We start from the raw sequence: 14,658 nt of genomic DNA, 5'->3' as shown, positions 1-14,658 counted from the left end.
CTGCGTGGAACTTATTATGGACCCCTTGCATCAGCGCCACGCCACGACTCCGCCCTACCGCGCCTGGCTTATAGGCCTGATAGCCGCTGTTTTTCTCATCGCCGCCAACATGGCCTGGCTCAACCCCAATCCGGGGTTCAAGGTCTACCGCACCCATCCGACCATTCCCCTGTTCTGGCAATACAATCCCGACGCGGGAGTGGAAATTCTCACGGCGGCCTACTTTCCCGAAGTCTTCAAATCCTACCGCATCCGCATGGACCGGCCCACCTACCCGGCCGTGGCCAAGGGTCTGGCCCTGTGTATTCAAGCTGCGGCAAAGCCGTTCAGCCCCCTGAGTGACCTTGAGGCCGCCGGACTTGCCTACCTGGCCATGAAGCTGGCCGTTTATTCCCTGGGAATCCTGGCCCTGTTCAGCCTGTTGTCCCGGTACACGGGGGATCGGGCGGCCTTCATCGGTTGCTTTCTCTGCTTCAGCCATTTCGTTTCCATCGAGTACATAGCGGCCTTCCACACAACCGAACTGCAGTTCATCACCCCCATCTTCACGCTCTACCTGCTCCAAAAACTGGCCGACAATTATTCAACGCCCCGGAACATCCTCTTTTCAGTTCTCATCGGGGTGTTGATGCTCTGCAAGCCGAACTACGCAACCTATCTTGCGGCGCTGGCCTTTTTCTTCCTCTTCAAGCGGCGATACCTGGCCGTGCTGGCAAGCCTTGCCGCCCACAGCCTGCCGATGCTGGCATATCTCGGCTATCTCAAGCTGCTGGGGATGGAATATTACAGTTTCAATGCCGACTATTACAAACAGGGCGTCTGGGTGATTGAGCTGTTCAGGCAGGACTACACGCAAATTTTCCCGCTCATGCTCGATTCACTGGGGCGCTTCGCGCACCTGTCCCTGGAATACTATTCCATCTGGATCGCCGTGGCGATTGCCGGTCTTGCGCTCTGCCGCAAGACCATCCCGCTGCCCAGACACGCATGGTTCCTCATGCTGGGGATCATTGTCATGACCTGGGTACAGATGTTCTTTGCCCGCCAGTACTCGCCGCACATGCCTTCGGATTACGCCTTTCTCGTTTTCGGGCTGTCCGGGCTGGCGCTGGCGCACTGGGCGGATCAGAGTCGTTTCATCGAACGGCTGGTCCCGTTGGTCCTCGCGGCCTGGATCGTTTGCAACACGGTTCACTTCCTGCACCTGCCGTGGGTTCACCCCATTGACCAAGCACACCGTTCCGAGGAAAAACTCAGCCAGCGTCTTGATATGGCTGTCAATCCCGAAAACTACACCGCCGAAGACCATGAGTGGTGGCGCAAACAAGAACAATAAGGGCATTGCATGACCCCCATCACCCTGAGCATTGTCATCCCCTGCTACAACGAGGAAAACACCCTGGCGCTCTGCGTTGAAAGGGTCCTTGAAATAGCTGACGAGGAAACCCGGCTCGAATTGATCATCGTGGATGACTGCTCCACGGACAAAAGCCTTGAGGCGGCGAAAGAACTCGCCAAAAAGGATGGCCGCATCCGGATTGAAACGCACCGGGTCAACCAGGGCAAGGGCGCCGCGATCCGCACGGGCATTACAAAGGCCACGGGAGACATTGTCGCCATCCAGGACGCGGACCTCGAATACAACCCGCAGGAACTCATCAAGCTGACCAAGCCCATCCGCGAGGGACACGCCGACGTCGTCTTCGGCTCCCGGTACCTGAGCAGAAGCAGCAGAAGAGTGCTGTACTTCTGGCATTCCCTGATGAACAAGGGCCTGACTTTCTTCTCCAACATGTACACGGACCTGGGCCTGACCGATATGGAAACCTGCTACAAGGTCTTCAGGCGGGAGCTCATCCAGTCCATCGAGATACAGGAAAACCGTTTCGGCTTCGAACCGGAAGTGACCGCAAAGATCGCCCAGCTTCGCTGCCGGGTTTACGAGATGGCCATCTCCTATAACCCACGCACCTTTGAAGAGGGCAAGAAGATCAATTGGAAGGACGGACTCCGGGCGCTATACTGCATTCTGCACTACTCCGGGCACAAGGCCCCGCTGCCGGTCCAATTCCTGACCTACTTTTTTATCGGCGCAGCATCCTGGCTGGTGAACATCCTGACCTTTTCGCTGTGCATCTCGTCCGGTCTGGGCATTGCCGGGTCAGTCGCCGTGGCCTACATACCGGCCATCGTGGTTAACTACTTCCTGTGCATCTTCCTGTTGTTCCGCCACAAGGCGCAATGGAGCACCAGGGGGGAACTGGCCATGTTCATGCTCATCACCGTGCTGACCTATCTGCTGGATACGGGACTCACCGTGGGCCTTGCCAGTGCGGGCGCATCGGTCATGTTCGCCAAGATGCTGGCCAGCGCGGCCACCATCGCCTTCAATTTCCTGGGCCGCAAATATCTTGTCTTCCACGAACCGTCCCCGCCGGAATGGCAGAAAACCGGCATCCTGAACCCGAGCGACGACGAGTAGACTTTTTGTTCCGGCTGCTCGGAAAGCGCGCTGACCAGGCACGAGAATATTCCTGCTGCTGGTCAAAGCCGTGCGAGAGCAAGGCATCAAAACAAGAAAAAGCCCTCATGTATTGAAACATACACGAGGGCTTCTTTCTTTTTGCAGTACACCTAGGGCGTAAGGCCTTGTAGGCTCGCTAGCTCGCCAACAATTCACTTAACGCCGTCAGCGTGGGCCTAGGAGCAGCCGGAACCGCAGCCGCCTTCGCTGGAACCGCAGCAACCGCCGGAACCGCAGCCGCCGCCACCGGGAAGCTGCTTTTCGCTGGCGACCTGGAATCCATGCTCGTTGGCGTGGATGTTGATGTCGCCGGTGTATTCAAACAGGCCTTCCTCGGCAATGAAGGTGAAGCCGTCGATGTCAAAGGACTTGTCGCCGTCCTTGGCGCTGTCCAGGGCCAGGCCCAGCATGGGACCGGCGCAGCCGCCCTGGGCCACGTAAACGCGGATGGGCTGGCGATCCTGGCCTTCGAAATGCTCTTCGAGCTTGCCAATGGCTTCCTTGGTAACTTCGATCATAAAGATCCTCCTTGTTGTCTCCCTGTTCAGGTAGGGATGATCATGGGGTTCGTCAAATGGAAAATCAATGCTGTTTGCGACGTTTCCCATAGGAAAGGCCAATAGCATCTCTCGACCCAACAGACTGACTTCATACCTAAACATCATGGACGCCCGCGTCAAACGCGCAACCATAAAAAAAGCGCCCCCAAAGGGGCGCTCGAGAATCAGCGTGGCAACGCGCTAGCAGGCGCAGGAACCGCTGGAGCAGGAACCGGAGGAGCATCCTCCCCCGCCGCCCACGGGCTTTTCGGAATCCACGGAGAATCCGTAATAGGTCATGTCAATCTTGATGCCGCCGGTCGCTTCGGAAAGATCCTTGTCCAGCAGGAACTTGAACCCGGCCACATCAAACACCTCGTCAGTATCCTTAGGCTCATCCAGAGCCAGAGTCAGCCTGGGGCCAGCTCAGCCGCCGGATGCGAGATAAACCCGGATAGGGGAAGATTCTTTGTCCGCGAAGTAGCCTTCGAGCTGCTTCTGTGCGGATTCGGTAACGTTAATCATAGATGCCTCCTTTCAAACATAGGGAAATGAAGAGGTAAGACCTATGAACGCCTTTGTCAATTCATTAATGAGAAGAATTCCTAAAAGACAATGTTGACCGGTGCTGCCGCTTGGATTATCCCTTATATTCCTATAATGATCATCCCCTTGCCCCCTGGCAAGAAGAAGGCGGAAAATATGCGCGAATGCGGAACCATCCTCAACGGCAAGGACATGAACCGGACCATCGAGCGTCTGGCCATGGAAGTTATTGAACGCCGGGGCGACTCCGAGAGCCTGGCCATCATCGGCATCCAGCGGCGCGGGGCAGACCTGGCCGACCGCCTGAAGCGGATCGTGGACAAGGAACTGGGCCGCAAGGTGCCCCTCGGCAAGCTGGACATCAACCTGTACCGGGACGACTGGACCACCCTGGACATCCAGCCGGCCATCAACTGTACGGAAATCCCCTTTGACATCGAAGGCGCGAGCATCGTCCTAGTGGACGACGTGCTCTTTTCCGGCCGCACCATCCGCGCGGCCCTGGAAGCCATCCTCGACTACGGCCGTCCCAAGCGCGTGGAGCTGCTGGTGCTCATCGACCGGGGCCTGCGCGAGCTGCCCATCCAGCCCGACTACGTGGGCAAGCACGTCAAGACCGTCAAGGGCCAGCACGTGAACGTCAAAGTGCTGGAACGCGACGCCGAAGACCAGGTCTGCATCGTCGAGGAGTAACCGGAACACATGGCTTTCAAAAAGGTTGAGCAGGAAGAGCCCAAGGTTCCCTGCGTTTCCCTCATCGGCATGGCCGGGGCGGGCAAGTCCACGCTGGCCCCGCTGCTGGCCGAGGCCCTGGGCTGGGCCCACCTGGATTCGGACCGCCACATCGAGGCCTACTACGCCATGCCCCTACAGGCCATCTACGACGAATACGGGCACGAGCGGTTCCTCCAGATCGAGGGGCAGCTCGTGAGCGAGCTCATGCTCCACCGCACAGTCATCTCCACGGGCGGCAGCGTGGTCTATTCCCAAAAGGCCATCACCAGGCTCAGGGAACTCGGCACCGTGGTGCACCTGGACGTTTCCGAGGAAACCTTCCTGGATCGCGTGGGCGACGGCGCGGAACGGGGACTGGCCATCGCGCCGGGCCTGACCATGCGCGCCCTGTACCGCGAACGCGAGCCCCTGTACCGCGAGGCCGCGGACATCACGGTGCGCACCGACGACTGCGACCCGGAAGAATGCGTGCGGCGAATTCTCGAACAAGTGGATCTTTCATGAAAAAATTGACCCCCAAGGCAGCCTTCCGCAAGGTTGCCGCCATATACAAGCGCATGGCCGAGGGTTACTCCCAGGCCGCCGAGGCCATGGGCCTGACCTGCGAGGGCTGCACCGACAACTGTTGCTACAGCTTTTTCCAGCACCACACCTACATCGAATGGGCCTATCTCTGGGAAGGGCTGAACCAGCTCCCCGAAGACCGGCGCAACGAGTTCATCCGCCGTTCCGAGGAATACGTGCAGCAGGCGCAGGCCGCCCTGCAGCGGGGCGAGAAGCCGCACATCATGTGTCCCCTAAACATGGAGGACGGCAAGTGCGGGCTTTACGACCACCGGCTCATGATCTGCCGCATGCACGGGGTGCCCAACTTCATGACCCGTCCCGACGGCCGGTCCGTGACCTTTCCGGGCTGCTGGCGCTGCCAGGAGATCACCGAGGGGCTGGAGGCAGGGGGTGGACAGGCCCCCATGGTCAACCGCACCCCGCTCTACCGGGACCTGGCCGAGCTGGAGATGGCCTTTGTGGGCAAGAACCTGCGCAGCCTGCCCAAGGTGGACCACACCATCGCCGAGATGATCGTCATCGGCCCGCCCAGGCTCAAGTAGTACATGCACCGACCTTTCCGGGCGGCCCCGCAACAACCACCCGGGGCCGTCGCGGGGAGAAACGGCATTACTCCGATCCGACCTGGTCCAGTTTTTTCCCATTGATATAGATACAGTTTCGCCCGGCCTCCTTGCTGAGGTACAGCTGCTTGTCCGCCCGGGCGATCACTGCGGCAGCCAACTCGCCTTTCCCGGAAGCGGCTCCCCCGAACGACGCCGTGACCTCCACCCTTTGCCCTTCATGCTCCACCCAGGACTGGGCCACAAGCATCCGCAACCGCTCGGCCACTATGGCAAGGCCCTCCGGAGTGGTATTGGGGATGAGGACAACAAACTCCTCCCCGCCCCAACGGCAGGCAACATCCAGCGGCCTCAGGGAGGCCGTCAGGGTCCTTGCAACCATTGCAATGACCATGTCGCCGACATGGTGCCCCCACAGGTCGTTGACCTTTTTGAAATGATCAATGTCCGCAAAGACAACCCCGAACGGGATCCCGCTCTCCTTCATGGAGGCATCCAGGCGGTCCGATGAAATCTCCGCGTACCGGCGATTGCCGATTCCCGTCAGCTTGTCCGTGAGCACCTCTTTGCGCAGCTTTTCCATTTCCTCGAGGATGACGAGATGCTTGCTGTTGTCGACAAAGACCTCCACCGCACCGACGATGTTCCCCAATTCGTCCCGCATCGGAGAGGCCCGGACAAAAACCGGAACCCTGTGCCCGAACTTGTGGTGCATGTACACGCTGGCTTCCCGCACTTCGCCGTCATTCATTGTCGCGGCCAGCGGGCATCCCTGAAGGCACAGCTGGTTGCCGTCTTCATCGACGTGGCGCAGGTAATTGTCGGCGCAGCTCTTGCCCATGATTTCCTCGGCCGCGTACCCGCTCAGGCGCTCCGCCGCCTTGTTCCAGTAGGTCACCTTCCGATCCAGATCGACGAAATAGACTCCCTCCGTGAGTGAATCGAGCACCTCTTTGTAAAAATCCTGAACCATACACACCTCCATCAGACCCAAGCATGCGATCCGTTGTAACACGGCGCAAGGATAATATTGCGATTTCCTGCGTGCGCCTTCGAGCGGACGCCCTGCCGGCAAACCTCCCTTGGCCGCCTTTTTCTTGGAATATCGGCAGCCTTGCGCTACGGTATTCACCATGGCCCTCAGACTCATCGAAATCATCGTTCCGTCCAAGGCATCCGAAGCCGTGCTCGAGCGCATGGCCCAGGAGGGCGTGGACGACACCGGCACATGGATCACCCCCCTGCGCGGCGGCCGCCTGTCCATCAAGCTGGTCATGGACATGGAAGACACCGAGCAGGTCACGGACATGGTGGAAAAGCGCTTCCTGCTCACGGGCGACTACCGCATCGTCATCCACCCGGTGGAGGCGGTGCTGCCCCGGCTGGAGGAAAACGGGAACGGCGGCGCGGAAAAAAAGGCCGGGCGCGCCAGCCGCGAGGAACTCTATTCCGATGCCGAGGACATGTGCGGCGCCTCGCGCAACTTCATCATCCTGGTGCTGCTGTCCACGGTGGTGGCGGTCATCGGCCTGATCAAGAACAACCCCACCATCACCCTGGCGGCCATGGTCATCGCTCCGCTCATGGGCCCCAATGTCTCCCTGGCACTGGCCACAACCCTGGGCGACCCGGCCCTGGCGCGCAGGGCCCTCCTTTCCAACGCCTCGGGCGTGCTGGCCGCGTTCCTGCTCTCCCTGCTGCTGGGGCTGGTCCTGAATTTCGATCCGGCCGTGGCCGAGATCGCCGGACGCACCGAAGTGGGCATGGCCGACCTGGTGCTGGCGTTCGCCTCGGGCGTGGCGGGCGTGCTCTCCTTCACCATGGGTTCGGGCTCGTCCCTGGTGGGGGTCATGGTGGCCCTGGCCCTGGTGCCGCCCCTGGCCGCTTCGGGCCTGCTGGCCGGGAAAGGACTCTATGACCACGCCCTGCGGGCCGGGCTGCTGTTCGTGGCCAACGTCACCTGCCTCAATCTTTCGGGCATGGGCACCTTCCTGTTGCAGGGCGTGCGGCCCATGAACTGGTGGGAGGCCAAGAAGGCCGCGCGCATCACGGTCCGGGCCGTCATCATCTGGCTGACGATCCTGGCCGTGCTCGTTTCCGCCATCGTGCTGCTCTCGCGGGGAGACGGGAATCCCCTGTTCTGATACGCTGGAATTGGATCATTCAATGAAGACGCTTAATTACTTTGGCTGTTCAAAAAGGTTCAAGTGCAAGGCGCCAGGAAAAACCGCCCGCGGCGTATGCAGCAATACGTGAGGACTGTTTTTCCCGCGGCAACAACGCAATTGGGCCTTTAGGGACAGCCGCCAAGGAGCCTGATTTGTCCGAAGAAATATCCCCGGTCGAGGAACACGGCATCAACATCTTCCCCTATCTCGACGCCAACGCGGTCTACCATGTGGCGGATCAGCCCGTGAACGGCCAGCGGCTCAAGAACGACGTGCTGGCCCTGGCTTTGATCCGCGCCACCCCGGAAACCCGCGAGGTGGTGCTGCGCGGCCTGAACGTGATCCGACGCGAACGGGTCCGGGAAATGCTCGCGGCCTACGAGGCCATCGGCCTCGAGGACATGCGCCAGATCGAGCCCGCCGTGGACCGGGCCGTGGAAAACATCCTCATGACCGTGCAATACCAGATGGTGCGCGAACGGGTCTTTCTTGGGGACGGCCCCGACCCCGAACAGAATCCGCTGCTGGAGCGCCCCCTGCCCCATTGCAACATCGCCCACTATTCCCCCGAGGGCTTGCTGGGATTCTGGGTTTTCCTAGCCTTCAAGTACCGCCACCGCTTCAATCCGATCATCGACGAGGCCATAGAGGCCATAGAGGACGGTTTTTCCGCAGGCGTGCTGGCCCTGGCCTCCGACGACCTGGACGACACGCGCTTCATGGTGGAGGCCGAGATCCTGCAGCGGGAGATGACCGGGCACCATGCGGACATGCTGGAGCTGGTGCGCCGCGCCGTGCTGGGCATCTGCCGGGGCGCGGGGCTGGAAGAGATCCTGAACTCCCTCTGCGACACCACACCCCTGCTCTTTCTGGAAAAGGACCGGCTGCCCAATCTGGCCGCCGAGCTGACCGCGTTCCGGGGCACGCTGCTCACCGAGGAGCTCCACCTGGCCGCCGAGCTGTACAAGCTGGCCATGCTCGTGGACGAGGGCGGGCTGGCCGCGCTGACCCCCTATGTGCCCAATATGGAGGACGCCTACCTGGGGGCGGGCCTGGAACTGGTGGTGCAGGGATTCGGGCCGGACGTGCTGGTCGAGGTCATGACCCGCCGCAAGCAGACCCTGATGCACGAAATGGACATCAAGACCCAGATGGTGCTGCGTTCCTGTCTCTGCCTGCGCGAGGGCAGCTCTCCGCGCGAGCTCAACGAACTGGTGGGCGCGTTCCTGCCCCGGCCGCTGGATTACGAGGCCCTGCTCAAGGCGCTGATTCAGGAGCTTTGAAGAATTAAATCGGGGGAAGGCCTTTGAAAAGGCCCTCCCCCGTGCCCCCTCCTCCAAACCTTTTAGCGAAACCGCCCGGCCGCTCTGCGGGCAACCGGGCGGTTTGATTCACAACAGGGGGACAACCACTTTTTCTTGAGCCGCCCCGACTTGCCGGGCGCTCGTTTTCGCCCGATTTTCTGTGTAATATATTCTAACAACCTGCGGTCTTTTCATTATTTCAATGATGCTGAAACCGCTGTTGCTTATGCCACACCTGTCCAAAAAGCTACTTCAAATCATCAAGACGTTTTTGCGCTCTCTTATCACCTAATTTGACTGCCTTTTGGTAATACTCTTTTGCCTTGGTTAAATCCTTGCCAACAATCTCGCCGGTCTCGTACATGTACCCCATGAAGGTAAGCGCCTTGGGCAAATTTTTATTCGCAGCTTTCTCCATCCAAACAAGTGCTTCCTTCTTATCCTTCTGCACACCATATCCGTTATATAAAAATATTCCCACATTATATTGAGATGAAGCGTTACCAGCCAAAGCAGATAATTTAAAATGCTTAAATGCTTTTTCTTTACTTTGCTCTACCCCATACCCATTGGAATATGCGACTCCATAAATATACCCAGCATCAGCTGCAAAATTATAATATATATCATCAAGCAGCAATAAAGACTTTTCATAATCAATTTTGCCAAATCTTCCCCAAAATAAACTCTCTGCCTCTTTCAACCTTGCGTAATCAGACTCACTCTCTATAACCATTTCATAATATTTTTTACTTTTATCAATATCCTTTGGAACACACTCTCCATTCTTATACATAATTGACAAACTATTCATGGCATACAAATCACCACCATCTGCGGCTCTAACAAACCAATAAAATGATTCCTTACAATCATTTAAATAACTACTATATATTTTACCTATGTTATACATTGAGCTAAGATGACCGCGATCAGCTGCACTCTTATACCACTTCAACGCATGCTCAATATTTTGCTCAACACCAAGTCCATTCAAATACAAATGCCCTACCCCAAATTGTGCCTCAATGTTACCATCTTCTGCACACTTGAGCATCAATTCGAATGACTTCTCAAATTCACCCTGCTCAAAATATTTATGTGCTTGAATGTAATCAGCATCGCCTTTTACCTGCTGTTTACAGCCAACAACAAGCAACAGCAGTACTAAAATCAAAACACGGAAATTCATCAAAACTCGCATGATACTTCTCCCCACACTTTATTGGGACACCACACCAAATAACAAAGAGCCCCTTAAAAAAATCCCCCCGTCAGGACGGATTCGACCGAGCAAAGCGAGGACAAAGACGCGCTGACAACCAGGGGTGCAGGGGGATTATCCCCCTGCCCGCCGGAGGCATTCCTATCGCACCTGCAAATAGCCGATGAAATCCTCTATGCCTGCCAAACGGGCCTCGATGTAGCAGGCCGCGTATTGCACGAAGGTCTTCTTTTTGCCGTAGACCTCGTATTCGGTGTCCGGGCCCGCGAACTCCAGATGATGAAACGCGGCCACCTGCGGATGAATGGGCTGCACGAACTCCGGAAAGGCGTCGGGCATGGAGAAAAGATTCTCTGGCGGCTCCAGCTCCAGATGCAGCAGGACCTCGGCGGCCATGTGGTTGAGCAGCCGGGGGCCGGGATGATTGACGGTATTGAACAGCCGCTCCCCGCGAAACTCCCGCTCGATGAGGTCCACATACTTGACCGGCGTGTGCGCCTCGCGCTCCCGCTCGCGCGCAAAGGTTTGCTCCAGCAGGGCGGCAAGGTCGTACCTGTCCGTGAGCCGGGAACGCAGGTACAGGGTCAGAATCTCCTCGCCAGAAAGCCCCTTGGCAATGAGCTCTTCCAGGGCCCCGTCCCGGTAGTTGAAACCGGGCTCGCTGTTCCAGAACGGCCAGTAGCCCAGGAAAAACATGTTGGGGATGCACAGGCTGCGCGCCGATTCCGGCAGCCGCGAGCGCAGGAAGTCCGACCCCAGCTCGCCCCAGCCCGGCCCCAGGTGCTGGTACAGGAACAGGCCGCAGCCCTCCAGCACGCTGGCGGGGATGGGCTCGCGCACGTAATTGGTGAACAGGCGGCATTCGTAGCGGGCCGCAAAGCCCGGGCAGGCCAGCAGCCGTTCCATGAGCGGCTCGCCCTGGCAGTTGGCGTGGATGACGCAGAGCTCTCTGGACATGGGATCCTACTAGCACTGAACACCGCGCGCTTCAACAGTGATACCCCGTGTTTACATCGCAAGGCGCCGGGTGTATCCACAATGCACCATACCAAAATACACATCGGAGAAACGGATGCAGCAACAATTCGATACCGCCATCAATGCAATCGAACCGGTGGACCAAAGCCTTGCGCCCCAGGGCCAGGCCCACCTGGACAACCTGACCAAACCCCAGGGAAGCCTCGGCAGGCTCGAGGAACTGGCCCTGAAGATATACCTGGCCCAGGGAGGGAAGACGCCCGTTGCCGACCCGTGCCGCATCTACACGGTGGCGGGCGACCACGGGGTCAACGAGGAAGGCGTGAGCCTGTTCCCGCAAGAAGTGACGCGCCAGATGGTGCTCAATTTCGTGAACGGCGGCGCGGGCATCAACGTGCTGGCGCGCACCGTGGGGGCCGAGCTCTTTGTGGTGGACGCCGGTTCCTGCGGCGGCGCCTACGACGAGCACCCCAACCTGATCCAGCGCAAGATCGCGCCCGGCACGGCCAACCTGGCCAAGGGCCCGGCCATGACCCGCGAGCAATGCCTGCGGGCGCTGCTCCTGGGCATCGAGCTGGCGGACAGGGCCCACGCCGACGGCATGCGCACCCTGGGCACCGGCGACATGGGCATCAGCAACACCACGCCGTCCACGGCCCTCTACTGCGCCTACCTGGGCCTGGAGCCCGAGGACATCACCGGCCCGGGAACCGGCCTGGGCAAGGACGCCGTGGCCGCCAAGGCGCAGGTGGTCCGCAAGGGCCTGGCCGCCAACGCCGGGGCAGTGTCCTCCGGCGACCCGGTGGAGATCCTCGCGGCCCTCGGCGGGTACGAGATCGCCACCCTGGCGGGCCTGATCCTGGGCGGGGCGCGCAACCGCCAGATGATCTGCGTGGACGGATTCATTTCCACGGCCGCCTACACGGCCGCCTACAAGATCTGCCCGGCCGTGGCCGACTACTGCGTGCTCTCCCACGCATCGGCAGAACCCGGCCACGCAGCGGCCGTCCGCGCGCTCGGCCAGGAGCCGCTGCTGCATCTGGGACTGCGCCTGGGCGAAGGCACCGGCGCGGCCTGCGCCCTGTTCCTGCTGCGGGCCGCCGTTGCCGTCTTCAATGAAATGGCCACGTTCGCGGACGCGGGCGTCTCCGAGGCCACCGAATAAGAAATCAAACCGGGGGAAGGGGAAGAAAAACCTTTTGAAAATGGTTCTCTCTCCCCCTTCCCCCGTACTCTCCATCCCACGGGCCGATTCACACGCACAAGCCATGCTCGAACCTTTTGGGACAGCCAGCCGCAAATGTCCTGTTCCTGCCGCCGGTTGGAAGTGCACTTGCTTTTCCTGCCCAAAACTGTAGTTTATGACCGAATAATCTTCAGCCGCAGGACCGTCCGGGTTAATATTCCCAATCGGTCCGCGCTGGGCTCCCCGAAACGGGACGCCATGTCCTCTTTGAATTTTCCGGTACCCCGTTGCGGCTCCCCGCCCGCAACGCCATAACCCGAAAACCACGCATGCGTGTTTGGATCATCGCCGCACTATCGCCAATATCCCCGCAATCAGATTTCCGCCGCCCCGATCTGCCCCTGCACCATGCAACCAGGTGAAGCCATGAGCAAAAAAAGAAAATTCAAGCTTCTTTTCAAGGACCGTATAGGAATCGTCTTCGACATAACCAAGCTCATCATCGCACACCGGCTGAACATCGTGTGCATGGAGGTGGAGCAGAAAAACGGCTATGCCCTGGTCTCCATCGAGATCGATTTCGGGGACACGGACATCGGCACCCAGGATCTTCTGAAGATCTTCGCGACCCTGCCGGGGATCGAGGACCAGGCCGAGCTGAAACGGCTGCCCCAGGAAAGGCGGGAACGCTGGTTCCGGACGCTGTTCGACGGAATGAGCGAGGGGATCGTTTCCGTCAATGCGGAGGGCATGGTCAACACCGTCAACAGCGTGGCCTGCCGGATCCTGAACCTGCCCTACGAGGACCTGCTGAACACCCATGTGAGCGAACTGAGCCCGAAGAACAACCTGCTCATGGAGTGCGTCCAGAAAAAGGTTCCCGTCAGCAGGCGAAAGACCGTGGTCACCAGCACGGGCCGGGTCGAGTTCTACGGCTCGGCAAAGCCCATCAACAACTCCCAGGGCGAATTCGTGGGTGCGGTGCTGCTGATGAAGGACCTCAAGGAGGTCAAGGCCATGGTCGATGCGGTCCTGACCCCCATCGACGTCAACTTCGACGACTTCATCGGCGAAAGCCGGGCCATCACCAACCTGATCTCCTTTGCGCGCAAGATTGCCGAGCTGGACACCATCATCTCCATCACCGGCGAAAGCGGCACCGGCAAGGAACTCTTTGCCAAGGCCATCCACTTCGAGAGCGGCAGGACAGGACCGTTCATCCCCATCAACTGCGCGGCGCTCCCGGAATCGCTCATCGAAAGCGAGCTGTTCGGCTACGTGGACGGGGCCTTTACCGGGGCCAAGAAAAAGGGCAAGCCCGGCCTGTTCGAGGCGGCCCGGAACGGCACCATCTTTCTCGACGAGATCGGCGACATGCCCCTGGGCCCGCAGGCCAAGATCCTGCGCGTGCTCCAGGACGGATTCGTGCGCAGGATCGGCGGCGTGGAGGAAATCCCGGTCAATGCACGGGTGATCACCGCCACCAACAAAAACCTGGCGGACATGGTGGAGGCCGGGGATTTCCGCGAGGACCTGTTCTACCGCATCAACGTGCTGACCATCCAGATTCCCCCGCTGCGGGAACGCATGGCCGACATCCCGCTCCTGGTGGGCACCTTCCTCAAGCAGTTCAACCAGCGGCTGCAGAAAGAGGAACAGACCATCAGCCAGAAGGCCCTGGACAAGCTCTACAACTACAGCTGGCCGGGCAATGTGCGCGAGCTGCAGAACGCCATTGAACGGGCCTCCATCCTCAGCGATTCCTGCGAGATCACGGCCGAAGCCCTGCACCTCAGCGCGGCCCCGGTCTGCGGCACGGAACAGTGCCCCCGGTCTCCGGTGCCCAAGACCGACAAGCCCCTGAAGGACATGGTCGGCAAGTTCGAGATGCGCATACTGCTCGACGCTCTCAACTCCACGAAAAGCATCCGCAAGGCCGCCAAGCAGCTCGGGCTCTCCCACACGGCGCTCATGCGCAGGATCAAGAAATACCAGCTGCGCAACGAGGACAACGCCATCCCCTGGGAACCGCCCGTGCAGCAGCAGAGCCCCTGGTAGATCCTCCCCGGTCCGCCCTCTGGAACGCTTTCGTTCCACCATGAAAATTCCGCCATCTGTCCGGTTTGCCGCTCCAGGCGAACCACATGCCTCTGACATGGAACGTTTTCGTGCCAGCAATAAAAACATTTGATATCGGATAGTTAGATATTCCCACCATCCCTTTTGGCAGGAAAACATACCACTTCCGCTATTCCCCTCCCATTGCACATTGCTTGTTTCGCAACGCCTGACGGGACGAACCCAAAAAAGGAAAAGCCTTGTC

14 protein-coding genes are annotated in these 14,658 nt (G+C 59.3%); 9 read left to right on the top strand and 5 right to left on the bottom strand.

Annotation, left to right across the window (positions count from 1 at the left end):
* Positions 1-16: 16 nt before the first annotated feature.
* The gene (locus tag FGL65_RS05775; protein ID WP_187170552.1) at positions 17-1,336 is read left to right on the top strand and encodes a glycosyltransferase family 39 protein; all 1,320 of its coding nucleotides are present in this window, start codon (positions 17-19) and stop codon (positions 1,334-1,336) included.
* 9 nt (positions 1,337-1,345) lie between these two features.
* A complete protein-coding gene (locus FGL65_RS05770) occupies positions 1,346-2,482 on the top strand; it encodes a bifunctional glycosyltransferase family 2/GtrA family protein (protein WP_222705796.1) in 1,137 nt (378 codons plus the stop codon).
* Positions 2,483-2,700: 218 nt separating this feature from the next.
* On the opposite strand, the gene FGL65_RS05765 is transcribed toward FGL65_RS05770, so the two are convergent.
* Positions 2,701-3,042, bottom strand: a complete 342-nt coding sequence (locus FGL65_RS05765) for an IscA/HesB family protein (protein ID WP_147820100.1) — start codon at positions 3,040-3,042, stop codon at positions 2,701-2,703.
* Positions 3,043-3,264: 222 nt separating this feature from the next.
* Positions 3,265-3,588, bottom strand: a complete 324-nt coding sequence (locus FGL65_RS18465) for an IscA/HesB family protein (RefSeq protein ID WP_250645584.1) — start codon at positions 3,586-3,588, stop codon at positions 3,265-3,267.
* A gap of 177 nt (positions 3,589-3,765) precedes the next feature.
* Between FGL65_RS18465 and pyrR the strand changes: the two genes are divergently transcribed.
* The 3 genes from pyrR to FGL65_RS05750 are packed head-to-tail and all read left to right on the top strand — an operon-like array spanning position 3,766 to position 5,453.
* Complete coding sequence (gene pyrR, locus FGL65_RS05760) at positions 3,766-4,302, top strand: bifunctional pyr operon transcriptional regulator/uracil phosphoribosyltransferase PyrR (protein WP_147820099.1); 537 nt, start codon at positions 3,766-3,768, stop codon at positions 4,300-4,302.
* A 9-nt stretch (positions 4,303-4,311) separates the two neighbouring features.
* Positions 4,312-4,848 (top strand): homoserine kinase, encoded by a 537-nt coding sequence (gene thrB / locus FGL65_RS05755; RefSeq protein ID WP_147820098.1) that lies wholly within the window; start codon positions 4,312-4,314, stop codon positions 4,846-4,848.
* A complete protein-coding gene (locus FGL65_RS05750; RefSeq protein WP_147820097.1) occupies positions 4,845-5,453 on the top strand; it encodes a YkgJ family cysteine cluster protein in 609 nt (202 codons plus the stop codon). The genes thrB and FGL65_RS05750 overlap by 4 nt, the downstream gene beginning before the upstream one ends.
* Before the next feature lie 67 nt (positions 5,454-5,520).
* On the opposite strand, the gene FGL65_RS05745 is transcribed toward FGL65_RS05750, so the two are convergent.
* On the bottom strand, positions 5,521-6,447 hold the full coding sequence (locus tag FGL65_RS05745) for a sensor domain-containing diguanylate cyclase (protein WP_147820096.1): 927 nt from the start codon (positions 6,445-6,447) through the stop codon (positions 5,521-5,523).
* A gap of 160 nt (positions 6,448-6,607) precedes the next feature.
* Here FGL65_RS05745 and FGL65_RS05740 point away from each other — a divergent pair, with 160 nt between their 5' ends.
* Both FGL65_RS05740 and FGL65_RS05735 read left to right on the top strand, forming a co-directional pair.
* Entirely contained in the window at positions 6,608-7,618 is a 1,011-nt protein-coding gene (locus FGL65_RS05740) for a TIGR00341 family protein (RefSeq protein WP_147820095.1), read from the top strand.
* A 176-nt stretch (positions 7,619-7,794) separates the two neighbouring features.
* The gene (locus FGL65_RS05735; protein ID WP_147820094.1) at positions 7,795-8,925 is read left to right on the top strand and encodes a hypothetical protein; all 1,131 of its coding nucleotides are present in this window, start codon (positions 7,795-7,797) and stop codon (positions 8,923-8,925) included.
* 268 nt (positions 8,926-9,193) lie between these two features.
* Here FGL65_RS05735 and FGL65_RS05730 read toward each other — a convergent pair whose 3' ends face one another.
* Both FGL65_RS05730 and FGL65_RS05725 read right to left on the bottom strand, forming a co-directional pair.
* Entirely contained in the window at positions 9,194-10,150 is a 957-nt protein-coding gene (locus FGL65_RS05730) for an SEL1-like repeat protein (RefSeq protein ID WP_147820093.1), read from the bottom strand.
* Between the two features lie 162 nt (positions 10,151-10,312).
* Entirely contained in the window at positions 10,313-11,128 is an 816-nt protein-coding gene (locus FGL65_RS05725; RefSeq protein ID WP_147820092.1) for a WcbI family polysaccharide biosynthesis putative acetyltransferase, read from the bottom strand.
* Between the two features lie 115 nt (positions 11,129-11,243).
* Here FGL65_RS05725 and cobT point away from each other — a divergent pair, with 115 nt between their 5' ends.
* Positions 11,244-12,314: a nicotinate-nucleotide--dimethylbenzimidazole phosphoribosyltransferase gene (gene cobT / locus FGL65_RS05720; protein WP_147820091.1), complete on the top strand. Its 1,071-nt coding sequence runs from the start codon at positions 11,244-11,246 to the stop codon at positions 12,312-12,314.
* A gap of 447 nt (positions 12,315-12,761) precedes the next feature.
* Positions 12,762-14,393, top strand: a complete 1,632-nt coding sequence (locus FGL65_RS05715) for a sigma-54 interaction domain-containing protein (protein WP_187170550.1) — start codon at positions 12,762-12,764, stop codon at positions 14,391-14,393.
* Positions 14,394-14,658 lie beyond the last annotated feature (265 nt).

The organism is Salidesulfovibrio onnuriiensis, from assembly GCF_008001235.1.
Lineage (GTDB): Bacteria > Desulfobacterota > Desulfovibrionia > Desulfovibrionales > Desulfovibrionaceae > Pseudodesulfovibrio > Pseudodesulfovibrio onnuriiensis.
The sequence above is the reverse complement of the archived record's forward strand: the minus strand, read 5'-3'. Positions and strand labels throughout refer to the sequence as shown.

Bases quoted from the DNA above. Each gene is read 5' to 3' on its own strand.
- FGL65_RS05775 (WP_187170552.1), top strand. From the start codon at position 17: ATGGACCCCTTGCATCAGCGCCACGCCACGACTCCGCCCTACCGCGCC.
- FGL65_RS05770 (WP_222705796.1), top strand. From the start codon at position 1,346: ATGACCCCCATCACCCTGAGCATTGTCATCCCCTGCTACAACGAGGAA.
- FGL65_RS05765 (WP_147820100.1), bottom strand. From the start codon at position 3,042: ATGATCGAAGTTACCAAGGAAGCCATTGGCAAGCTCGAAGAGCATTTC.
- pyrR (WP_147820099.1), top strand. From the start codon at position 3,766: ATGCGCGAATGCGGAACCATCCTCAACGGCAAGGACATGAACCGGACC.
- thrB (WP_147820098.1), top strand. From the start codon at position 4,312: ATGGCTTTCAAAAAGGTTGAGCAGGAAGAGCCCAAGGTTCCCTGCGTT.
- FGL65_RS05750 (WP_147820097.1), top strand. From the start codon at position 4,845: ATGAAAAAATTGACCCCCAAGGCAGCCTTCCGCAAGGTTGCCGCCATA.
- FGL65_RS05745 (WP_147820096.1), bottom strand. From the start codon at position 6,447: ATGGTTCAGGATTTTTACAAAGAGGTGCTCGATTCACTCACGGAGGGA.
- FGL65_RS05740 (WP_147820095.1), top strand. From the start codon at position 6,608: ATGGCCCTCAGACTCATCGAAATCATCGTTCCGTCCAAGGCATCCGAA.
- FGL65_RS05730 (WP_147820093.1), bottom strand. From the start codon at position 10,150: ATGCGAGTTTTGATGAATTTCCGTGTTTTGATTTTAGTACTGCTGTTG.
- FGL65_RS05725 (WP_147820092.1), bottom strand. From the start codon at position 11,128: ATGTCCAGAGAGCTCTGCGTCATCCACGCCAACTGCCAGGGCGAGCCG.
- cobT (WP_147820091.1), top strand. From the start codon at position 11,244: ATGCAGCAACAATTCGATACCGCCATCAATGCAATCGAACCGGTGGAC.
- FGL65_RS05715 (WP_187170550.1), top strand. From the start codon at position 12,762: ATGAGCAAAAAAAGAAAATTCAAGCTTCTTTTCAAGGACCGTATAGGA.